Genomic DNA, 21,551 nt, shown 5'->3' with positions numbered 1-21,551 from the left:
GCCAGGGGCCTGTGTCGTTTCCGTTCGACCCAACGCGCGGGGCGGGCCCGCTTCGAACGGCGGCGTGTTTACCGGGTCGAACCCGGTTATCACGAAGACGCTAAAGAAAGATGACAGCGTCAGTCTACCGATGTTCCGCGAAACGTTAAAAATTTTAAAGGGGGTCAGCTCATTCGTTTCGCAGTGCGGTAAATCGGGTTAAATCAGAATTTGTTACGATAATTTTCGTCAGCCCGGCAATTTTTGCGCTCGGCCGTGCAACGCGGCGGACGTGCGGACGGCGTCGAAGCCGGCGTCGAGCATCGCTTCGGCGTCGTTCCACAGGTTGCCGCGCAGCCGGTTGGTCCAGATCATCGACGCGAACACGCCTTCGAGCAGCGACACGAGATAGACGGCCGCCAGGTGCACGTCGAGATCTGCGGCGAGTTCGCCTGCCGCGATCGCGCGGCGCAGCAGCGCCTTCGTGATCCGCAGCATCTGCAACTCGAGCAGCATGCGACGCCGTTGCAGCGCGCCGTTTTCCTCGCTCTGCTCGCACTTCGTATAGAGGATCACGAGCACGCGCTGCATCGGGCCCGGCTCGCCGCATTCCTGCAGATAGTGCGACGCGGCGCGCCGCAGCGTGGCGAGCGGCGGCAGGCCGTCGCCCGCGTCGAAGCCTTCCGACGTGCGCGCGAACGCGCGGTCGCACATCGCGAGACACACTTCCATCTTGTTGCGGTAGTGGCCGTAGACGGCGCCCCGCGACATTCCGGCGGCCTCGGCCAGGTCCGCCATCGCGGTTTGCGCGACGCCTTTCTCGAGCAGTACGAGCTCGGCGGCGTCGAGGATTCGGTGCTTGATGGCGAGCGATTCTTCCCGGGTCTTGCGGGCCATGTCGTGAGTTTCCTTACAATTCACTGTCGTTTTATTGAGACAGCGTGGCGGTCGGATCGAAACAGCGTTTATTTAATCAGTCGTGACTGATTATAATCGGCCACCCTGAGCCGCCGCATTTTATCGGCGGCGAACGATCCGAGGTCATACATGAATAACAATCGCTTCCTGTTGCGCCACCGGCTGGCGCCGTTCGCGCTGGCGGCCGTGCTGGTCGTGGCCGGGTGCGGAAAGGGCGACAAGGACGCCGCGCCGGAGACCGTGAAGCAGGCGACCGTCGTGACGGTACGCCCGACGGCCGTGCCGATGACCGTCGAATTGCCGGGCCGGCTCGACGCGTACCGGCAGGCGCAAGTGCGCGCGCGGGTCGCGGGCATCGTCACCGAGCGCACCTACGAGGAAGGCCAGGAAGTGAAGCAGGGCGCGGTGCTGTTCCGCATCGATCCCGCACCGCTGAAGGCCGCGCGCGACGCCGCGCAGGGTGCGCTCGCGAAGGCGCAGGCCGCCGCGCTCGCGGCGAGCGACAAGCGCCGCCGTTACGACGACCTGGTGCGCGACCGCGCGGTCAGCGAGCGCGACCATACCGAGGCCGTTGCCGACGACACGCAGGCGAAAGCCGGGGTTGTATCCGCGAAGGCCGAGCTCGCGCGCGCGCAGTTGCAGCTCGACTATGCGACCGTCACCGCGCCGATCGCGGGCCGCGCACGGCGCGCGCTCGTGACCGAGGGCGCGCTCGTCGGCCAGGACCAGGCGACGCCGCTCACGACCGTCGAGCAGCTCGATCCGATCTACGTGAACTTCTCGCAGCCGGCCGCCGACGTCGACGCGCTGCGCCGCGCGGTGCAGAGCGGGCGCGCGACCGGCATTGCGCAGCACGACATCGCGGTGACGCTGTTGCGCGCCGACGGCACCGCGTATCCGCTGAAGGGCAAGCTGCTGTTCAGCGATCTCGCGGTCGATCCGACCACCGACACCGTCGCGATGCGCGCGCTGTTCCCGAATCCCGAGCGCGAGCTGCTGCCGGGCGCGTATGTGCGGATCGCGCTCGACACGGCGGTCGACCAGCGGGCGATCCTCGTGCCGCGCGACGCGCTGCTGCGCACGACCGATCGCACGTCGGTGCGCGTCGTCGGCACGAACGGCAAGGTCAAGGACGTCGAGGTCGCGGCCGACCAGATGAGCGGCCATGACTGGCGCATCACGCGCGGCCTGACGGGCGGCGAGCGCGTGATCGTCGACAACGCCGCGCAGTTCGCGCCCGATACGGCCGTCAAGCCCGTCGAGAAGGCGCCGCCGTCGAAGGCGGCGCCGGCAGCGGCCGCTTCGCAGGCGGCCGCCCGTCAAACCTGACCGGTTCAAACCACCATGGCACGTTTCTTCATCGACCGCCCCGTCTTCGCGTGGGTGATCGCAATCTTCATCATGCTGGGCGGCGCGTTCGCGATCCGCGCGCTGCCCGTTGCGCAGTACCCGGACATCGCGCCGCCCGTCGTCAGCATCTATGCGACGTACCCGGGCGCGTCCGCGCAGGTCGTCGAGGAATCGGTGACCGCGCTGATCGAGCGCGAAATGAACGGCGCGCCGGGGCTGATGTATACGTCCGCGACGAGCAGCGCGGGGATGGCGTCGCTGTACCTGACGTTCAAGCAGGGCGTGAACGCCGATCTCGCGGCCGTCGAGGTGCAGAACCGGCTGAAGACGGTCGAGGCGCGCTTGCCCGAGCCCGTGCGCCGCAACGGCATCCAGGTCGAGAAGGCCGCCGACAACATCCAGTTCGTCGTGTCGCTGACGTCGGACGACGGCCGGATGACCGACGTGCAGCTCGGCGAATATGCGTCGGCGAACGTCGTGCAGGCGCTGCGCCGCGTCGACGGCGTCGGCAGGGTGCAGTTCTGGGGCGCCGAATATGCGATGCGGATCTGGCCCGACCCGGTGAAGATGGCCGGGCACGGCCTCACCGCGTCGGACATTGCATCGGCCGTGCGCGCGCACAACGCGCGCGTGACGATCGGCGACATCGGCCGCAGCGCGGTGCCGGCCAGTGCGCCGATCGCGGCGACGGTGTTCGCCGACGCGCCGCTGAAGACGCCGGCCGATTACGGCGCGATCGCGCTGCGCACGCAGGCCGACGGCTCCGCGCTGTACTTGCGCGACGTCGCACGCGTCGAGTTCGGCGGCAACGACTACAACTATCCGTCGTACGTGAACGGCAAGGTCGCGACCGGGATGGGCATCAAGCTCGCGCCCGGCTCGAACGCGGTGTCCACCGAGAAGCGCGTGCGCGCGGCGATGGACGAGCTGTCCGCATACTTCCCGCCGGGCGTGAAATACCAGATTCCGTACGAGACGTCGTCGTTCGTGCGCGTGTCGATGAACAAGGTCGTCACGACGCTGATCGAGGCCGGCGTGCTGGTGTTCCTCGTGATGTTCCTGTTCATGCAGAACCTGCGCGCGACGCTGATCCCGACGCTCGTCGTGCCGGTCGCGCTCGCGGGCACGTTCGGCGTGATGTATGCGGCCGGCTTCTCGATCAACGTGCTGACGATGTTCGGGATGGTGCTCGCGATCGGCATCCTCGTCGACGATGCGATCGTCGTGGTCGAGAACGTCGAGCGGCTGATGGTCGAGGAAGGGCTCGGCCCGTACGACGCGACCGTCAAGGCGATGACGCAGATCAGCGGTGCGATCGTCGGGATCACCGTGGTGCTGACGTCGGTGTTCTTGCCGATGGCGTTCTTCGGCGGCGCGGTGGGCAACATCTACCGGCAGTTCGCGCTGTCGCTCGCGGTGTCGATCGGTTTCTCGGCATTCCTCGCGCTGTCGCTGACGCCCGCGCTGTGCGCGACGCTGCTCAAGCCCGTGTCCGGCGACCATCACGAGAAGCGCGGCTTCTTCGGCTGGTTCAACCGCTTCGTCGCGCGTGCGACGCAGCGCTACGCGACGCGCGTCGGCGCGATGCTGAAGAAGCCGGTGCGCTGGCTCGTCGTGTACGGCGCGCTGACCGCGGCCGCGGCGCTGATGCTCACGCAACTGCCGACCGCGTTCCTGCCCGACGAGGACCAGGGCAACTTCATGGTGATGGTGATCCGGCCGCAGGGCACGCCGCTCGCGGAAACGATGCAGAGCGTGCGCGAGGTCGAGTCGTATATCCGCCACGACGAGCCGGCCGCGTATACGTTCGCGCTCGGCGGCTTCAACCTGTACGGCGAAGGGCCGAACGGCGGGATGATCTTCGTCTCGCTGAAGAACTGGAAGGAGCGCAAGGCCGCGCGCGATCACGTGCAGTCGATCGTCGCGCGCATCAACGAGCGCTTCGCGGGCACGCCGAACACGACGGTGTTCGCGATGAACTCGCCGGCGCTGCCCGATCTCGGCTCGTCGAGCGGCTTCGACTTCCGGCTGCAGAACCGCGGCGGGCTCGACTACGCGACGTTCAGCGCCGCGCGCGAGCAGCTGCTCGCGGCGGGCGGCAAGGACCGCGCGCTCACCGACCTGATGTTCGCGGGCACGCAGGACGCGCCGCAACTGAAGCTCGACATCGATCGCGCGAAGGCGTCGGCGCTCGGCGTGTCGATGGACGAGATCAACACGACGCTCGCGGTGATGTTCGGCTCGGACTATATCGGCGACTTCATGCACGGCACGCAGGTGCGGCGCGTGGTCGTGCAGGCCGACGGGCTGCACCGGCTCGATCCCGATGACGTGAAGAAGCTGCGCGTGCGCAACGCGCGCGGCGAGATGGTGCCGCTCGCGGCGTTCACGACGCTGCACTGGACGATGGGGCCGCCGCAGCTCACGCGCTACAACGGCTATCCGTCGTTCACGATCAACGGCTCGGCTGCGGCGGGCCACAGCAGCGGCGAGGCGATGGCCGCGATCGAGCGGATCGCCGCGAAGCTGCCGGCCGGCATCGGCTACGCGTGGTCGGGGCAGTCGTTCGAGGAGCGGCTGTCGGGCACGCAGGCGCCGATGCTGTTCGCGCTGTCGGTGCTGGTCGTGTTCCTCGCGCTCGCGGCGCTCTACGAGAGCTGGTCGATCCCGTTCGCGGTGATGCTGGTCGTCCCGCTCGGCGTGATCGGCGCGGTGCTCGGCGTCACGCTGCGGATGATGCCGAACGACATCTATTTCAAGGTGGGACTGATCGCGACCATCGGGTTGTCCGCGAAGAACGCGATCCTGATCGTCGAAGTCGCGAAGGATCTGGTCGCGCAGCGCATGTCGCTCGTCGACGCCGCGCTCGAGGCCGCGCGCCTGCGGCTGCGGCCGATCGTGATGACGTCGCTCGCGTTCGGCGTCGGCGTGCTGCCGCTCGCGTTCGCGTCGGGCGCCGCGTCCGGCGCGCAGATGGCGATCGGCACCGGCGTGCTCGGCGGCGTGATCACGGCGACCGTGCTCGCGGTGTTCCTCGTCCCGCTGTTTTTCGTGATCGTCGGCCGCCTCTTCGACGTCGGCCCGCGCCGGCGCGGCGGCGCGCAACCGGCGACGATGGAGGGATCGCAATGATGTTTGCGCTGAATGCACGCGCCGTACTGCGGGCGCAGCTCGCGCTGGCCGCTACGCTCGCGCTCGCCGGCTGCTCGCTCGCGCCGCGCTACGAGCGGCCGGCGGCGCCGGTGCCGGCGACCTATGCGCCGGTTGACGGCAGCGCGGCGCCGGTTGCCGAATCGGCTGCGGCTGCGGCTGCGGCTGCGGCGTCCGATGCCGCGCTGCTCGACGACTGGCATGCGTATTTCACCGATCCGGCGCTGCAGGCGTGGATCGACGCGGCGCTCGCGAACAACCGCGACCTGCGGATCGCGGCCGGCCGGCTCGAGGAGGCACGCGCACTGTACGGCGTGCAGCGCGCGGACCTGATGCCGTCGGTCGATGCGAATCTCGGCTATGAACGCGCGCGCCAGTACGACCCGGTCGTGCGCCAAAGCGCGATCAGCGGGCTGTATCGCGCGGGCGTCGGCGTCAGCGCGTACGAGCTCGACCTGTTCGGCCGCGTGCGCAACCTGTCCGACGCGGCGCTCGCCGAATATTTCGCGACGGCCGACGCGCAGCGCACGGTTCGCATCGGCGTGATCGCCGAAGTGGCGGGGGCGTATGTATCGGAGCGCTCGCTGCACGAGCAGCTCGCGCTGGCGCAGCGCACGCTCGACGCGCGCGAGCGCATGGCTGCGCTCACGCAGCGCCGCTACGCGGCCGGCACGAGCGACGCGATCGAGCTGCGTTCGGCCGAGATGCTGGTGGCGTCCGCGCGTGCGTCGCAGGCCGCGCTGCAGCGCGAGCATGCGCAGGCCGTGCGGGCGCTGCAGTTGCTCGCGGGCGATTTCGCGCGCAACGTGCCCGGCGACGCGACCGCGCTCGACACGTTGTCGATCGCACCCGTGGCGCCCGGCGCACCGAGCGCGCTGCTCGAGCGGCGGCCGGACATCCGGCAGGCCGAGGCGCGGCTCAAGGCCGCGAACGCGCAGATCGGCGCCGCCCGTGCGGCGTTCTTCCCGCGCATCGCGCTGACGACCGACTACGGCTCGGTCAGCGACGCGTTCTCGAGCCTGTTCGCGGCCGGCACGAGCGTGTGGACGTTCGCGCCGCGCATCACGCTGCCGATCTTCGCGGGCGGACGCAATCGCGCGAATCTGGACGTCGCGAACGCGCGCAAGCACATCGCGGTCGCCGAATACGAGAAGGCGGTACAGATCGCGTTCCGCGAAGTGGCCGACGCGTTTGCCGCGCGCGACTGGATCGATCGCCAGCTTGCCGCGCAGCAGGACGTCTACACGGCCGACGGTGCGCGGCTGAAGCTCGCGGAGCGCCGTTATGCGGGCGGCGTCGCGACGTATCTCGAACTGCTCGACGCGCAGCGCAGCACGTACGAGTCGGGGCAGGAGCTGATCCGGCTCAAGCAGCTCAGGCTCGCGAACGTGATCGCGCTGTATCGCGCGCTCGGCGGCGGCTGGGCGCCGGCATCGGCGTCGGCCTCGGCGGAGGTCGCGGCTTCCGCATGATGCGCGTCGCCTGACGCCGCAGCGTGCCGGGCAACGAGACGGCGGCCGCACGATTCGACGTGCGGTCGCCGTTTCCCGTTTCGATCGACATCGTTGCCCGTTGTATTGCCGATCGCCATCGGCGATGCCTTCCGCTGTCGGGCAAGTCATCCGAGCCGTGTTTCATCCCCGGGCGGTGCGGAAGGGCATCTTCCGGAACGGCCCGCATCCGGTGACCGATCGTGTCGCCAGCCGGCGCAAACGTGCGCCGCGCATCTTCCTTTTTCAGCGCTTTCATTCAGGCCCGCATGTCGCGTTCCGACGGTCGCGCGAATGCCTGATTCTCGATCGGGAATTGACGGTCGGATTAATCCGTGTATTGGAATTAATAACGAAGACAAAAAGTCGCGGTGAAACGTTTGCATTCGCTTCGCAATCGTTTGCGCTCTAAATAGAGGTTGGCGAAGATCGCGGTTAATTTCCTGTCAGTTGAAAATGACTTGATATTGGCGTTGTCGAATGACAACGGTGGCGGCATTTGACAATGTTTTGTCCTTTTGGGATCGAATCTTGCGTGAGCCCGTACCAGATGGAGTTGGCGGGGGTGGGCTGATTATCAGCGAAAAATTTCGTTAATCTTCAATTGGTTCCGTGGAGCAAAAAAGGACTGCGTACGAAAATGGCGCGATTGAAAATCGTCGGGAAATAATTGGATTCAAGAGGCGTAAATCGAACATTGTCAGAGATATTTGACAATGATTTACAAAAAACTTTCATGATTATCTCGATAATGCCGCCTCGTGACGGACGGGAGCCAACCACGCGCTGCCTTTTGTATCCGCCACGTCGCCCATTCCCTTTGCAATTCTCACGGAAAACGTCATGAAAAAATCCCTCCTGACCGCTGTCGCACTCGCGGCCCTGTCGACCTCGGCCTTCGCAGCGGGCACCGGCACGATCAACTTCACGGGCGAGATCGTCGCGGGCGCGTGCGGCATCGATTCGGGCTCGGTCAACCAGACCGTGAATCTCGGCAAGGTGCCGACCAACGTGTTCAAGCAGGCCGGCGACAAGTCCACGCCGACCAACTTCGACATCAAGCTGACCGACTGCGACACGAGCATCGCGCAGAACGCGTACTTCACGTTCACGGGCACGTCGAGCGCGGGCCAGCCGAAGCTGCTCGCCACGATCGGTTCGGCAACCAACGTCGGCATCCGCCTGCAGGCCGCGTCGGGCGAATACCTCGACAACGGCGCCGAGCAGAAGGCCCCGACCGTGCTGCAAAACGGCACGAACATCGCCCGCTTCGCAGCGATGTACGAAGCGACGGCAGCCGGCGTGACGCCGGGTACCGCCGACGGCGTCGCGAACTTCACGGTCCGCTACCAGTAAGCCGCCATACCGGGGAAGGGTGCGCGCACCCTTCCTCGTTCATTTCCCCCCCGCTTTTTCTCTCCCTCGGACTTCCGGTAGCACCGCGTGCGAATCAGACATTCCTTCCTTTGCGTCTCCGTGCTGGTCGTCGGCAGCCAGGGCCATGCGACGGAATTCAATTCGTCGTTCCTCGACATCGACGGAACGAGCAATGTCGACCTGTCGCAGTTCTCGCAGGCCGACTTCACGCTGCCGGGCGAGTACATGCTCGACGTGCAGGTCAACGACCTGTTCTACGGGCTGCAGGCGATCGAGTTCATCGCCGTCGACGCGTCCGGCGCGGGCAAGCCGTGCCTGCGGCCGGAGCTCGTCGCGCAGTTCGGGCTGAAGCCGTCGCTCGCGAAGGACCTGCCACGCTTCCAGGGCGGGCGTTGCGTCGACCTCGGCGCGATCGAGGGGGCGACCGTGCGTTACCTGAAGAGCGACGGGCGGCTCAAGATCACGATTCCGCAGGCCGCGCTCGAATTCACCGATTCGACCTACCTGCCGCCGGAGCGCTGGTCCGAAGGGATCCCCGGCGCGATGCTCGACTATCGCGTGATCGCGAACACGAACCGCAACTTCGGTGCGGGCGGCGGGCAGACGAATTCGATCCAGGCCTACGGGACGATCGGCGCGAACTGGGATGCATGGCGCTTTCGCGGCGACTACCAGGCGCAGTCGAACGTGGGCAACACGGCGTACGCGGACCGCACGTTCCGCTTCAGCCGACTCTATGCATTTCGCGCGCTGCCGTCGATCCAGTCGACGGTGACGTTCGGCGACGACTACCTGAGCTCCGACATTTTCGATACGTTCGCGCTGACGGGCGCGTCGATCCGCAGCGACGACCGCATGCTGCCGCCTTCGCTGCGCGGTTATGCGCCGCTGATCGCGGGCGTCGCACGCACCAACGCGACCGTGACCGTGTCGCAGGCAGGCCGCGTGCTGTACGTGACGCGCGTGTCGCCGGGCGCGTTCGCACTGCAGAACATCAACACGAGCGTGCAGGGCACGCTCGACGTCGCGGTCGAGGAAGAGGACGGCAGCGTGCAGCGCTTCCAGGTGACGACGGCCGCCGTGCCGTTCCTCGCGCGCACCGGTCAGTTGCGCTACAAGGCCGCCGTCGGCAAGCCGCGCCTGTTCGGCGGCGCCGGCGTCACGCCGTTCTTCGGCTTCGGCGAAATCGCGTACGGCCTGCCGTTCGACGTCACCGTGTACGGCGGCTTCATCGCCGCATCGGGCTATACGTCGATCGCGCTCGGCGTCGGCCGCGATTTCGGCGCGTTCGGCGCGGTGTCGGCCGACGTCACGCATGCGCGGGCACGCCTGTGGTGGAACGGCGCGACGCGCAACGGCAACTCGTATCGCGTCAACTATTCGAAGCACTTCGACGGGCTCGATGCCGACGTGCGCTTCTTCGGCTACCGGTTTTCGGAGCGCGACTACACGAACTTCGCGCAGTTCACGGGCGACCCGACCGCGTACGGCCTTGCCAACAGCAAGCAGCGCTACTCGGCAACGATGTCGAAGCGCTTCGGCGACACGTCGACCTATTTCTCGTACGACCAGACGACCTACTGGGCGCGTTCGTCCGAGCAGCGCGTCGGCCTCACGCTGACGCGCGCGTTCTCGATCGGCGCGCTGCGCAACCTGAACGTCAGCGTGTCGGCGTTTCGCACGCAGAGCGCGGGCGCGAGCGGCAACCAGTTTTCGGTCACCGCGACGCTGCCGATCGGCGGCCGCCACACCGTCACGTCGAACCTGACGACGGGCAGCGGCAGCACGAGCGTGAACGCGGGCTACATCTACGACGATCCGGATGGCCGCACCTACCAGGTCAATGCGGGCGCGACCGACGGCCGCGCCTCGGCGAACGCGAGCTTCCGCCAGCGCTCGTCGGCGTACCAGCTCACGGCACAGGCGTCGACGCTCGCCAATGCGTATGCGGCCGCGTCGCTCGAGGTCGACGGTTCGTTCGTCGCGACGCAGTACGGCGTGTCCGCGCACGCGAACGGCAATGCGGGCGACACGAGGCTGCTGGTGTCGACCGACGGCGTGCCCGACGTGCCGCTGTCCGGCACGCTCACGCATACCGATTCGCGCGGCTATGCGGTGCTCGACGGCATCTCGCCGTACAACGTGTATGACGCGACCGTCAACGTCGAGAAGCTGCCGCTCGAAGTGCAGGTGACGAACCCGATCCAGCGGATGGTGCTGACCGACGGCGCGATCGGCTTCGTGAAGTTCTCCGCCGCGCGCGGCAGCAACCTGTACCTGACGCTGACCGACCCGGCCGGCAAGCCGCTGCCGTTCGGCGCGTCGGTGCAGGACGCGGCGAACGGCAAGGAACTCGGCATCGTCGGCGAGGGCGGCGCGGCGTTCCTGACGCAGGTTCAGCCGAAATCGTCGCTCGCGGTGCGCGCGGGAGAACGCACGCTCTGCACGGTCGATGCGCTGCCGAACCAGCTCCAACTCGAAGGCACGCCGATCCCGGTGACGTGCCAGACGCCCGGCGAGTCGCACGCAGCGGCCGCACGGGTCGAACGATGAATCCACGGATCCTGCGATGAAAAATTCTCTTTCCCTTTCCTTCCCGCGCCGCGCATCGTGCGCGCTCGCGACCGCAGGCGCGCTGCTCGCGGGCGCCGCGCATGCGGCGATCGTGCCGGACCGCACGCGCGTGATCTTCAACGAAGGCGAGCAGGCCGCGATCGTCACGATCACCAACAAGAGCACGACGTATCCGTATCTCGTGCAGTCGTGGCTCGAGGACGCGAACGGCAACAAGATCACGTCGCCGCTGATGGTCGTGCCGCCGCTGCAGCGGGTCGAGGCGAACGAGCGCAACGTGTTGCGGATCGCGAAGCTGCCGGGCACCGCGCTGCCGGCCGATCGCGAATCGGTGTTCTACCTGAACATCCGCGAAGTGCCGCCGAAGACCGATACGCCGAACACGCTGCAGATCGCGCTGCATACGCAGATGAAGCTGTTCTACCGGCCGAAGGCCGTGCAGCCCGCGCGCGACGAGGACTGGACGCTGCCGATGACGCTGCGCGTCGACGCGGTCGCGCACAAGCTGGTGTTCGACAACCCGACGCCTTACCACGTGACGGTGGTCGACGTGAGCTCGGGCGCGCAGAAGACGCCGGTGCCGATCGAGCCGGTGATGGTGAGCCCGATGAGCACGGCCGACGTGCCGTTCAAGGCCGCGACGCCGTCGACGCTGTTCGTCACGCATATCGACGATTACGGCGGCCAGGTGGCGGTCGAGTATGCGTGCGACGCGGGGGCTTGCAAGAGCGTGAAGAAATGAGCGGGGGAATGCGTCTTCGGGAAGCGCCGACGGCCTGGTTGCGCTGGATCGTACTCGTGCTGCTGATCGCGGCCGTGCAGCCCGCGTGGGCACTGCGCTGCCTGACCAACAGCGGCGCGACTTCGTTGACGGAGCCGATCGGCGGCGTTGCGTCGTATCCGACCGACGCGCCGGACGGCTACGTGATCTGGGTGTCGCCGGTGCGCACGACGTCGGGATATTGCTACAAGGACCTGGGTGACGACGGCAGCCTGAAGGTCGTCGACAACATTTATTTCTACGCGAATCCGAATCGCACGAACCCTGCCGCGTGGGGGCTCGAGATCGGCATCCGCTACAAGGGCGTCGACTATTTCGACAAGACCAGCAATCGCGGCGGCGGCGTGTTTACCGGGTATTCGGTGCCGCCGTGCAGCAGGTACGACTTCGACCGCGGGCGTTGCCAGCAGACGCGCATCAGCATCGACTACCAGGTCGTCGTGCGCAAGAAGGGCAACTGGGTCCAGCCGCCGAGCGATATCTACACGGTGTTCCAGTTCGATGGCGAGTTCGGGCTGAACGCGTACAACCCGAGCTTCCAGTACCGCCTGAGCGGCCTGCGCAACCTCAAGCCGACACCGTGTTTCGTCGACGTGCTCGTGACGCCCGAACCGGGCATCGTCAATTTCGGACAGGTGCAGGCGGTCGGCAACGGCTTCCTGCCGGCGGTGCCGCGCAAGCGATTCTCGTTGTCGCTGACCAAGAAATGCAACGTCGCGGTACGCGTCGACGGGTACTTCGAAACGAGCTATCCGGTTCGGAACGGTTTGCTGGTACCCGCGAAGGACAGCAATTTCGGTATCGGCATCGAAGACAGCCAGGGCAAGGCGATTCCGTTCAACCAACAGTTCACGCTGACGCAGTTTCCGTCCAACGTGATGAATCAGAGCGTGTTGATGGACGCGGTGCTGAAGTCGTTCGGGCCGCCGAAGATCGGGCGGTTCGATGCGACGGCGACGATTCGGCTGTTTATCTACTGATGCGGGTGGGGTGGACGCGGCTGCCACCCTTGCACGCGAGTCAGGAAAAAAGCGTCGGCTTGCCGGCGCTTTTCCACATCTGCTAAGCGACGCTTGTCGCACCCGGCGGCCCACTTTGGGGTGGTGATGATCGCATCGTACCGGCCCTTCAGGACCGAAAGCGCGTCGCACGATGCGAACCCCGTTCGCTCGAACAACGATCCCGTTTATTGTTCAGACAAATCCTGACAGCTGAAAGGGGCATTCGGTAATCGGATTGAGAATGATTTGCGTTTACGTTAAATTGCGCTATCTCGAAATCTGACGGAGCAGATCGATGGCCATGGCGGAAGTGCTCGACCGACCGGCGGCGGCAACGGCGAACCCGTTCCTCGGCAGTTATCCGGACCTGCCGCCGCGCGCCGCGCCGCGAGCGCGCCGTGCCGCCGAGCCCCGCGCGCAGGGCGCGCTGCTCGACGTGCTGATCTCGCATCGTTCGATGCTCGTCAATGTCGCGCGCGGCTTCGTCGGCTGTGCGAGCCGCGCCGAGGACGTCGTGCACGACGTATTCGTGAAGCTCGTCGAATTCCCGAACCAGGACGCGGTGCGCCAGCCGGTCGCGTACGTGACGCGGATGGTGCGCAATGCGTCGATCGACGCGTGCCGTCGGCAGAGCCTCGAAAACGTCTATCACACGGAAGAGGACGACGGCTTCGACGTGCCGTCGCCCGAGCCGACGCCGGAAGCCGCGCTGATGACGCGCGATACGCTGCGGCGCGTATGGGCCGCGCTCGACGACCTGCCGGCGCGCAGCCGCGCGGCCTTCGAGATGGTGCGGCTGCGCGAGGAGACGCTGCAGACCGCGGCGCGCGCGCTGAACGTATCGCAGACGCTCGTGCATTTCATGGTGCGCGACGCGGAGCGCCACTGCGCGGAATGCCTCGACGCATGCCATCGCGGCGTCGCGTGCCCGGTGTTCCTGGGCGGCCGCGCGCGGCGTCGGTAAAAAAACGCGCCGGCCAATCGTCTATCAGACAGGAGCGGCGCAATCCGCCGCTTCGCATCCTTCAACCGTCTCCCGCTTTTTTCCGATCATGACGCAAGCCACGACGCCTTCCGCCGACACCGACGATCTCGTCTACACGGTCGTCATCAACGACGAAGAACAGTATTCGATCTGGCCGACGTTCCGGCCCGTGCCGGCCGGCTGGCGCGAGGTCGGCGTGCGCGGCCCGAAGGCCGACTGTCTCGCGCACATCGAGGCCGTCTGGACCGACATGCGCCCCGCGAGCCTGCGCCGCGCGATGGACGGCGAGCGCGCGTCGCGCGCATCGTGACCCGCTGCGCCGTGATCCGGCGCGCCACCTGAAGAGGACGTTGCATGACCTTGCTTTCGTTGCCGACGCTCGACGACCTGCGTATCGAGCCGGGGCTGCCCACCGTCGTGTCGCCGCGCGGCAGCGACGGGATGTCGATCGACGAAGTCGCGCCGCTGGGGCGCGAGATCGCGGCCGACACGCTCGAACGGGCGGGCGGCGTGCTGTTCACGGGCTTTCACGTGCCGTCGATCGACGCGTTCCAGCAGTTCGCGGCATCGTTCGGCGATCCGCTGATCGGCTATGAATATGCGTCGACGCCGCGCAGCCAGGTCGAAGGCGCGGTCTACACGTCGACCGAATACCCGCCGCACCGCGCGATTCCGCTGCACAACGAGCAGTCGTATACGCGCGAATGGCCGCTGCGGATCTGGTTCCACTGCGCGCTCGCGGCGCCCAAGGGCGGCGCGACGCCGATCGCGGACAGCCGCGCCGTGTATCGCGCGCTCGATCCGGCGCTCGTCGCGCGTTTCGAGCGGCGCGAGCTGCTGTACGTGCGCAATTTCGGGCAGGGGCTCGACCTGCCGTGGCAGCAGTCGTTCGGCACCGACGAGCCGGCCGAGGTCGAACGGATGTGTGCGGCGCGCGGCATCGAATGCGCATGGCGCACCGACGACGACGGCGAACTGCTGCTGCGCACGCGTGAACGCTGCCAGGCCGTCGCGCGCCACCCGCGCACCGGCGATCGCGTGTGGTTCAACCAGGCGAACCTGTTCCACCTGTCCGCGCTCGACGACGACATGCAGGAAGCGCTCGTCGATGCGGTCGGGCTCGAGAACGTGCCGCGCAACGTGTATTACGGCGACGGCGAGCCGCTCGAGGCCGATGCGCTTGCCGAGATCCGCGGCGTGCTCGACCAGCAGCGCATCGTGTTCCCGTGGCGCACGGGCGACGTGCTGATGCTCGACAACATGCTGACCGCGCATGCGCGCGACCCGTTCGAGGGGCCGCGCAAGGTCGTCGTCGCGATGGCGCAGAGTTACGCGGTCCCGCGCGCGACCGAACGGAGGACCGATGACGCGTAGTACCGCCGCGCTTGCCGCGCGCGGGTTGACGGTGGGTTATCGCGACCATGTCGTGATCGACGGGCTGGACCTGTCGATCGCGGCCGGCCGCGTGACCGCGCTGTGCGGGCCGAACGGCTGCGGCAAGAGCACGCTGCTGCGCACGCTCGCGGGCCTGCAGCCCGCGCGTGCCGGCCATGTCGAAGTGAACGGCAAGCCGCTCGCGTCGTTTCGCCGTCGCGCGCTCGCGCGCGAGCTGACGATGCTCGCGCAGTTCAACCAGATTCCGTCGGGCCTGACGGTGCGCGAACTCGTCGCGTACGGGCGCTATGCGTACGGCGGCTTCCTGCGCGGGCTGTCGCGTGCCGACCATGCGGCGATCGACGAGGCGCTCGAGACGAGCGGCCTTGCCGACGACGCGGGTCGCGACGTCGGCGCGCTGTCGGGCGGCGAACGCCAGCGTGCGTGGATCGCGATGGCGCTCGCGCAGCAGGCGCCGGTCGTGCTGCTCGACGAGCCGACCACCTATCTCGACATCCATCACCAGCTCGACATCCTCGATGCACTGCGCGCGCTGAACCGCGTGCGCGGGCTGACGATCGTGTGGGTGCTGCACGACCTGAACCAGGCGGCCGCGTACAGCGACGAGATCGTGCTGATGCGCGCGGGCCGCCTCGTCGCGCAGGGCTCGCCCGATGCGATGCTCGATCCGGCGCGGCTGCGCGCGGCGTTCGGCGTCGAGATGCTGAAGCTCGCGCATCCGCAGACGGGCGCACCGATGTGCGTGCCGGCCTACGGGCCGTCCACATCCGACACACCGCAGGCGGCCAGCGTCTTCGATCGGGATCTCGCCATATGACGACGTTCGCGATGCGCAAGCGCCTCGCGGCGACGGGGAAGGGCGCGACGTCCGGCCGGGCCGGTACGATCGCGATCGGCCTCGTCGCGCTGATCGCGATACTTGCGGCGCTGCGCGTCGCACTCGATTTGCGCGTGTGGTGGGAAGCGGCGCCCGGCAGCGACGGCGCCGCGCTCGCGCATGTGTTCCTGTTCGACCTCAACCTGCCGCGTGTCGCGGCCGCGCTCGTCGCGGGCGGCTGTCTCGGCATCGCGGGTGCGCTGTTCCAGTCGCTCACGCGCAATCCGCTCGCGTCGCCCGATCTGCTCGGCGTGACCGGCGGCGCGCAACTCGGCCTGCTCGCGGCGATGCTCGTGCCGGCGCTGGCGGGCGTCGCATCGGTGCCGCTGCTGTTCGTGTGCGGGCTGGCCGCCGCTGCGGTCGCGATCGTCGCGGCCGGCGGCTGGCGCGCGACGCCGTTGCGGCTCGTGCTTGCGGGCAGCGTGTGCATGCTGCTGTTCGCGGCGCTGTCGACGCTCGTGCTCGCGTTCTTCGAGCAGAACATCGCAGGCGCCGCGCTGTGGACCAACGGCAGCCTTTACCAGCCGGGCGCAACGGGCCTCGCGCTCGCCGCGCGCTGGCTCGTCGTGCCGCTGGTCGCGCTGCCGTTCGTGATCCGGCCGCTGAATCCGCTCACGCTCGGCGACGATGCGGCGGCCGCGGCCGGCGTGCGCGTCGATGCGACGCGGCTCGCCGCGACGCTCGTCGCAGTCGCGTTCACGAGCGTGGCCGTCAGTATCGCGGGCCCGCTGTCGTATGTCGGCCTCGTCGCGCCGAACCTGCTGCGCCAGGTGCGCGGCGCGCGCGCGGCTCGGCTCGGCTTGCTGGTGCCGCTGTCGGCGCTCGCCGGTGGCGCGCTCGTGCTCGTCACCGACAGCGCGGTGCTCGCGTCGGGACTCGACGCGACACTGTCGACCGGCGTTGCGATCGCGCTGGTCGGCACGCCGCTGATGCTCGCGATGATCCGGCGCGGCGCCGCGTGGTCGGGCGTGCTGCACGCGGATGCCGAACGTGCGGCGGGCGGCGGCTCGACGCGGCTCGTCGGCTGGCTCGAACGGCTCGGCTGGCCGCTGCGCACGGCGCTGTTCGTCGTGGTCGGCGCGCTGGTGGTGTTGATCGGCGTATCGGTCGGCCCGGAGTGGCTGTCGCCCGCGCGCTGGTCCGCCGCGCTGTCCGGCCAGGATGCGCTCGCGCGGATGCTGATCGACCTGCGCATGCCGCGCCTGCTGTGCGCACTGCTCGCGGGCGCGCTGCTGGCCGTGAGCGGCGTCGCGATGCAGAGCGTCGTGCGCAATCCGCTCGCGGGCCCCGAAGTGCTCGGTGTCACGCAGGGCGCGGGGCTCGTCACGCTGTTCGCATTGTCGACGTGGCCGCTGATGGGCCATGTGACGCTCGCGGCGGCCGCGCTGATCGGCGGCGGACTGTCGCTCGCGATCACGCTCGCGCTGAATCACCGGCATCGTTATGCGCCGCTCGCGGTTGCGCTGACCGGTATCGTGATCGGCGCGCTGTGGACGACGCTCGCGCAATGGCTGATCACGCAGCAAAGCGTGCAGCCCGCGCGCTTCGTCGTATGGCTCGTGGGCGGCACCTATGGTCGCAGCTGGGGCGAGGTGTCGATGCTGCTGCCGTGGTGCGTGCTCGCGGTGCCCGTGTTCGCGTGGCTCGCGCGACCGCTCGACATGCTCGCGCTCGGCGACGACCAGGCGGCTGCGCTCGGCCTGCCGGTGGCCGCGCTGCGGCCGCTCGCGTTGACGATCGCGACGCTCGCCGCGTGCGCGGCCGTCGCGGCGGTCGGGCCGGTCGGCTTCATCGGGCTGATGGCGCCGCACGTCGCGACGATGCTCGGTGCGCGCCGGCATCGCACGCGGCTGTGGCTCGCGGCCGCGTGCGGCGCGCTGATCCTCGGCGTCGCGGATCTCGCGGCCCGCACGGTCGTCGCGCCGCGCGAAGTGCCGGCCGGCGTGCTGACCGCGCTGATCGGCGCGCCGTACCTGCTCGGGCTGCTGATCCTCGAGGGGCGCCGCGCCCGGCGCGCGGGGCGATGACGCCGTCGCTCGACGGCGTGCGCGCCACGCGCTTCTCGGCGTTCGCGCCCGAACCGTTCGCCGACCATCTCGACGTCGTCTGGCTCGGCATGCCCGACGACACGCACGCGCCGGGCCGCATCGTCGTGCCCGTCAGCGCATTGCCCGACCATCGCGACGCGGTGCTCGACGCGATGGTCCGCCATTACGGCGGCGATCCTGCACGGCATGCGCGCGCGCTGACGTCGCAATGGAGCAAATACTATTTCGGCCGTGCGGCGCCGGCCGGCGTCGTCGCCGCGCTGACGCTCGGCCGGCCGCTGGACATGACGCCCGAACGCACGTTCGTCGCGCTCGACGACGGGATGCCCGCCGCGCTGTATTTCGCGGCGGACGCGCTCGGCGCGCCGTGCGACGATCCCGCGCCGCGCTATGCGGGGCTCGTCGCGCATCTCGGCGCGGTGATCGACCTGCTCGCGGCGATGGGCCGTGTCACGCCGCGCGTGCTGTGGAGCAACGCGGGCAACCTGCTCGACTATCTGCTCGACACCTGCCGGTCGCTGCCTTGCTCGGCCGATCCCGTGCGCGACGCGGGCTGGCTGTTCGGCTCGACGTGCTTCGCGTGCGAACCGAATCCGCTGCGCATGCCGGTGCGCGATGCCGTGCCGCGCTCGCCGCTGCTGCCGACGCCGTTCCGCGCGCGCCGCGTGTGCTGCCTGCGCTACGAAATTCCTGGAGAAACGCAACTGTGTGGAAGCTGCCCCCTGCTATTGACGATGGACGACGCGGCGCTGGCCCGGCAGGACGCGATCCGGTGACGCATGCCGGTCGCCGGCACGCATTGGGCGCACTCGCCGCGCTCGGTGCCGCGTGCTGCGGCGTGTTTCCCGCGTCGGCCGGTGCGGTTGTCGTTGCCGGCGGCGGACCCGGCACGCCGGGCGCAGTATCGCTGACCGGCAACCCCGTCGTGTCGCAGGCGAGCGCGAAGATGCCCGCGCGGCCTCAGCGCGTGGTCGCGCTCGACTTCATGTTCGCGGAAAGCGTGATCGCGCTCGACCTCGTGCCGGTCGGGATGGCCGATACCGCGTTCTATCCGGGCTGGCTCGGCTACCGGAGCGGCCGGCTCGCGCACGTGACCGACATCGGCTCGCGGCAGGAGCCGGGGCTCGAGGCGATCGCCGCGGTCAAGCCCGATCTGATCATCGGCGTCGGCTTCCGGCATGCGCCGATCTTCGACGCGCTCGACCGGATCGCGCCGACGATCCTGTTCCAGTTCAGCCCGAATGTTTCCGAGGATGGCGTACCCGTCACGCAGCTCGACTGGATGCGGCAGATCTTCCGGACGATCGGTGCGGTGACGGGGCGCGACGCGCGCGCGCAGGCGGTCGATGCGCAACTCGACGCGGGGATCGCGCGCAATGCGGCACGGCTCGCGGCAGCGGGCAGAAAGGGCGAGCGCATCGCGCTGCTGCAGGATCTCGGCTTGCCCGACCGTTACTGGGCCTATACGGGCAACAGCACGTCGGCCGGCCTCGCGCGTGCGCTCGGCCTCGATCCGTGGCCGAAGAAACCGACGCGGGAAGGCACGCTGTACGTGACGTCGGCCGACCTGCTCACGCAGCGCGACCTGGCCGTGCTGTTCGTGACCGCGTCGGGGATGGATGTGCCGCTGTCGGCGAAACTCGACTCGCCGGTGTGGCGCTTCGTGCCCGCGCTGCGCGACCGCCGGATCGCGCTCGTCGAACGCAATATCTGGGGGTTCGGCGGGCCGATGTCGGCGCTGAAGCTGGCCGACGTGATGACCGATACGATGCTGAAGCTGCCGGCTGCGCGTTGAGCGCGCGGACGGTTGTCGCGCATGGATAACGCTGTCGTAACAGGCAGCGCGTTGTAATCGGCTTGACGGTCAATGCCCCGGCCTTTCCTTGTCGCCACTCTCCGGCAACATTCCCTTCCGAATCGAACATCGCCGACGCGCCTTCATTGCGGCGCATCGGCGATCCATCGATGAATGGCTTACGCGCTCAGCGCGTCGACACTATTCTGAGCACGCGAACGCGCTGGCATCGTGTCGCTGACGATGCGCCCGTTGTCGAGCTTCAGCAGCCGGTCGGCGAGATCGAAATAGCGGTCGTCGTGCGTGATCACGATCACGGCCTTGCCGCGCGCGCGCAGCTCGGGCAGCAGCTGTTCGTAGAACACGGCCTTGAACGACGGATCCTGGTCGGCCGCCCATTCGTCGAACAGGTAGAACGGCCGGTCTTCCAGATACGCGACGACGAGCGCGAGCCGCTTGCGTTGCCCGGTCGACAGCGCGCGGGTCGAGAACGCGCCGTCGACCACCTTCACCTTGTGGTCGAGCGCCAGCTTCGCGATGAGCGCATTCGCCCGCGCATCGGCCTGCGCGCGGGCCGGATCGTCGGGATCGACGATGCCGAGCAGCGCATCGAACAGGTGGAAATCGTTGAACACCGCGCTGAAGCGCTGCCGATACGCTGCCCGCTCGCGCCAGCCGATCGTGCGGCCGTCGACCTCGATCGTGCCTTCCTCGGGCTCGTAGAGCCCCGTCAGCACCTTCGCGAGCGTCGTCTTGCCGCTGCCGTTGCCGCCGACGATGAACACGAGCTCGCCCGGCTCGATCGTCAGGTCGATCGGCCCGATGCTGAACATCCGCTCGTCGCGCTCGTGGAAATACGCGTGCGTGACGCCGCGCAACGTGACGGCGCCGGCCGGCGGTACGTCCGGCGCGTCGGCGGCGGGCGGCACCGTGCGCAGCGCGCCGAACTCGGCCATCACGCCTTCGATGCGCGTGAGCGACACGCGTGCGGCGTTGACGGTCGGCAGGTTGTTCAGGAGTCCGTCGAGCGGCACGAGCATGAACAGGAACACGACGACGTAGCCGGCCGCCACACCCGGATCGGCATGCACGCCGAGCTGCGGCCAGAACGACGCCACGCCAAGAAATACATAGAACAGGAAGATGATCCAGCCGACGCCGACCGCGTACGCGCTGAACGCGCGGCGGCGGTGGTCGCGCACTTCGCCGATCGCGGCGCCGAGCTGGCCGTCGACGAACTGGCGTGCGCGCGCATCGTGCAGCTTCAGTTCCTTCGCGCCGGAAAACAGCGAGCCGAGATAACCGAACAGGCGGTCCTGCGCGTGGCCGGCCGCTTCGAGCGACGCGATCGCGCGGCGGTCGCCGGTGTGGTAACCGAGCGAGCCGGCGACGATCGCGGCCAGCGCCAGCATGCACACGGGCCACGACAGCCACGCGAGATAACCGAGGCAGCCGAACACGATCGAGCCGTGCATGACCAGGTTCGGCAGCGCGAAGAACAGCATCGACACGTTGGTCGCGTCGTCGGTCAGCACCGACTGCACGGGCGCCGCGCCGATCCGCTCGATGTCGCGCAGTTCGGCCGCGCCGACGCGCCGCGCGAGATGCGCGCGCAGCCGCGCCATCGTGTCCTGCGACAGGCGCGCGAACAGCGTGCCCGACACGATCCGCGTGACGAGCGCGATCACCGCGCACAGCGCGAAGCGCCACGCGAGCGACGCATCGGCCGCACCGGGTTGCGAGAGCGCGCGGTTCAGCGTCGCGACGAGCAGCACGCTCGCGACGCCGTTCAGCACGCACGCGGTAAGCGCCAGCGCGAGCGACGTACGGC

The 21,551-nt window shown here is 68.4% G+C and carries 16 protein-coding genes; 14 read left to right on the top strand and 2 right to left on the bottom strand.

The window, feature by feature from the left end:
- Positions 1 to 228 precede the first annotated feature (228 nt).
- The gene (locus tag GD429_RS34050; RefSeq protein WP_152863800.1) at positions 229 to 876 is read right to left on the bottom strand and encodes a TetR family transcriptional regulator; all 648 of its coding nucleotides are present in this window, start codon (positions 874 to 876) and stop codon (positions 229 to 231) included.
- Positions 877 to 1,026: 150 nt separating this feature from the next.
- On the opposite strand from GD429_RS34050, the gene GD429_RS34045 reads away from it, so the two are divergent.
- The 14 genes from GD429_RS34045 to GD429_RS33975 all read left to right on the top strand — a co-directional run bounded on the left by GD429_RS34045 (position 1,027) and on the right by GD429_RS33975 (position 19,720).
- Positions 1,027 to 2,226 (top strand): MexX/AxyX family multidrug efflux RND transporter periplasmic adaptor subunit, encoded by a 1,200-nt coding sequence (locus GD429_RS34045; protein ID WP_152863798.1) that lies wholly within the window; start codon positions 1,027 to 1,029, stop codon positions 2,224 to 2,226.
- A gap of 15 nt (positions 2,227 to 2,241) precedes the next feature.
- Positions 2,242 to 5,379 carry a multidrug efflux RND transporter permease subunit gene (locus tag GD429_RS34040; protein ID WP_152863796.1) on the top strand — a complete coding sequence of 1,046 codons (3,138 nt, stop codon included), beginning with the start codon at positions 2,242 to 2,244 and terminating at the stop codon, positions 5,377 to 5,379.
- Entirely contained in the window at positions 5,379 to 6,869 is a 1,491-nt protein-coding gene (locus GD429_RS34035; protein ID WP_152863882.1) for an efflux transporter outer membrane subunit, read from the top strand. The genes GD429_RS34040 and GD429_RS34035 overlap by 1 nt, the downstream gene beginning before the upstream one ends.
- An 861-nt stretch (positions 6,870 to 7,730) precedes the next feature.
- Entirely contained in the window at positions 7,731 to 8,243 is a 513-nt protein-coding gene (locus GD429_RS34025) for a fimbrial protein (RefSeq protein ID WP_034184132.1), read from the top strand.
- 120 nt (positions 8,244 to 8,363) lie between these two features.
- Positions 8,364 to 10,817: a fimbria/pilus outer membrane usher protein gene (locus GD429_RS34020; protein WP_258282842.1), complete on the top strand. Its 2,454-nt coding sequence runs from the start codon at positions 8,364 to 8,366 to the stop codon at positions 10,815 to 10,817.
- A 16-nt stretch (positions 10,818 to 10,833) separates the two neighbouring features.
- Complete coding sequence (locus tag GD429_RS34015) at positions 10,834 to 11,580, top strand: molecular chaperone (protein ID WP_152863794.1); 747 nt, start codon at positions 10,834 to 10,836, stop codon at positions 11,578 to 11,580.
- Positions 11,577 to 12,599: a fimbrial protein gene (locus GD429_RS34010; RefSeq protein ID WP_152863792.1), complete on the top strand. Its 1,023-nt coding sequence runs from the start codon at positions 11,577 to 11,579 to the stop codon at positions 12,597 to 12,599. Before GD429_RS34015 ends, GD429_RS34010 begins: the two co-directional genes overlap by 4 nt.
- A gap of 316 nt (positions 12,600 to 12,915) precedes the next feature.
- Positions 12,916 to 13,584 carry an RNA polymerase factor sigma-70 gene (locus tag GD429_RS34005; RefSeq protein WP_152863790.1) on the top strand — a complete coding sequence of 223 codons (669 nt, stop codon included), beginning with the start codon at positions 12,916 to 12,918 and terminating at the stop codon, positions 13,582 to 13,584.
- Positions 13,585 to 13,672: 88 nt separating this feature from the next.
- Positions 13,673 to 13,915, top strand: coding sequence for an MbtH family protein (locus tag GD429_RS34000; protein WP_152863788.1), 243 nt, complete (start codon positions 13,673 to 13,675; stop codon positions 13,913 to 13,915).
- A gap of 44 nt (positions 13,916 to 13,959) precedes the next feature.
- Complete coding sequence (locus GD429_RS33995) at positions 13,960 to 14,979, top strand: TauD/TfdA family dioxygenase (protein ID WP_152863786.1); 1,020 nt, start codon at positions 13,960 to 13,962, stop codon at positions 14,977 to 14,979.
- Positions 14,969 to 15,817, top strand: a complete 849-nt coding sequence (locus tag GD429_RS33990) for an ABC transporter ATP-binding protein (protein WP_152863784.1) — start codon at positions 14,969 to 14,971, stop codon at positions 15,815 to 15,817. Before GD429_RS33995 ends, GD429_RS33990 begins: the two co-directional genes overlap by 11 nt.
- Positions 15,814 to 17,904, top strand: coding sequence for a Fe(3+)-hydroxamate ABC transporter permease FhuB (gene fhuB, locus GD429_RS33985; protein WP_152863782.1), 2,091 nt, complete (start codon positions 15,814 to 15,816; stop codon positions 17,902 to 17,904). The genes GD429_RS33990 and fhuB overlap by 4 nt, the downstream gene beginning before the upstream one ends.
- Positions 17,901 to 18,701, top strand: a complete 801-nt coding sequence (gene fhuF / locus GD429_RS33980) for a siderophore-iron reductase FhuF (RefSeq protein WP_152863780.1) — start codon at positions 17,901 to 17,903, stop codon at positions 18,699 to 18,701. Before fhuB ends, fhuF begins: the two co-directional genes overlap by 4 nt.
- Positions 18,698 to 19,720 carry an iron-siderophore ABC transporter substrate-binding protein gene (locus GD429_RS33975; RefSeq protein ID WP_321575086.1) on the top strand — a complete coding sequence of 341 codons (1,023 nt, stop codon included), beginning with the start codon at positions 18,698 to 18,700 and terminating at the stop codon, positions 19,718 to 19,720. The genes fhuF and GD429_RS33975 overlap by 4 nt, the downstream gene beginning before the upstream one ends.
- A 179-nt stretch (positions 19,721 to 19,899) precedes the next feature.
- On the opposite strand, the gene GD429_RS33970 is transcribed toward GD429_RS33975, so the two are convergent.
- Positions 19,900 to 21,551: cyclic peptide export ABC transporter (locus GD429_RS33970; protein ID WP_152863778.1), on the bottom strand; the 1,652-nt coding region annotated here is incomplete at its 5' end.

The sequence above is a fragment of the Burkholderia sp. BE17 genome, from assembly GCF_009362305.1.
GTDB classification, from domain to species: domain Bacteria; phylum Pseudomonadota; class Gammaproteobacteria; order Burkholderiales; family Burkholderiaceae; genus Burkholderia; species Burkholderia pyrrocinia_C.
The sequence above is the reverse complement of the archived record's forward strand: the minus strand, read 5'-3'. Positions and strand labels throughout refer to the sequence as shown.

Excerpts from the sequence above, each read along its gene's own strand:
- GD429_RS34050 (WP_152863800.1), bottom strand. The coding sequence starts at position 876 with ATGGCCCGCAAGACCCGGGAAGAATCGCTCGCCATCAAGCACCGAATC.
- GD429_RS34045 (WP_152863798.1), top strand. The coding sequence starts at position 1,027 with ATGAATAACAATCGCTTCCTGTTGCGCCACCGGCTGGCGCCGTTCGCG.
- GD429_RS34040 (WP_152863796.1), top strand. The coding sequence starts at position 2,242 with ATGGCACGTTTCTTCATCGACCGCCCCGTCTTCGCGTGGGTGATCGCA.
- GD429_RS34035 (WP_152863882.1), top strand. The coding sequence starts at position 5,379 with ATGTTTGCGCTGAATGCACGCGCCGTACTGCGGGCGCAGCTCGCGCTG.
- GD429_RS34025 (WP_034184132.1), top strand. The coding sequence starts at position 7,731 with ATGAAAAAATCCCTCCTGACCGCTGTCGCACTCGCGGCCCTGTCGACC.
- GD429_RS34015 (WP_152863794.1), top strand. The coding sequence starts at position 10,834 with ATGAAAAATTCTCTTTCCCTTTCCTTCCCGCGCCGCGCATCGTGCGCG.
- GD429_RS34010 (WP_152863792.1), top strand. The coding sequence starts at position 11,577 with ATGAGCGGGGGAATGCGTCTTCGGGAAGCGCCGACGGCCTGGTTGCGC.
- GD429_RS34005 (WP_152863790.1), top strand. The coding sequence starts at position 12,916 with ATGGCCATGGCGGAAGTGCTCGACCGACCGGCGGCGGCAACGGCGAAC.
- GD429_RS34000 (WP_152863788.1), top strand. The coding sequence starts at position 13,673 with ATGACGCAAGCCACGACGCCTTCCGCCGACACCGACGATCTCGTCTAC.
- GD429_RS33995 (WP_152863786.1), top strand. The coding sequence starts at position 13,960 with ATGACCTTGCTTTCGTTGCCGACGCTCGACGACCTGCGTATCGAGCCG.
- GD429_RS33990 (WP_152863784.1), top strand. The coding sequence starts at position 14,969 with ATGACGCGTAGTACCGCCGCGCTTGCCGCGCGCGGGTTGACGGTGGGT.
- fhuB (WP_152863782.1), top strand. The coding sequence starts at position 15,814 with ATGACGACGTTCGCGATGCGCAAGCGCCTCGCGGCGACGGGGAAGGGC.
- fhuF (WP_152863780.1), top strand. The coding sequence starts at position 17,901 with ATGACGCCGTCGCTCGACGGCGTGCGCGCCACGCGCTTCTCGGCGTTC.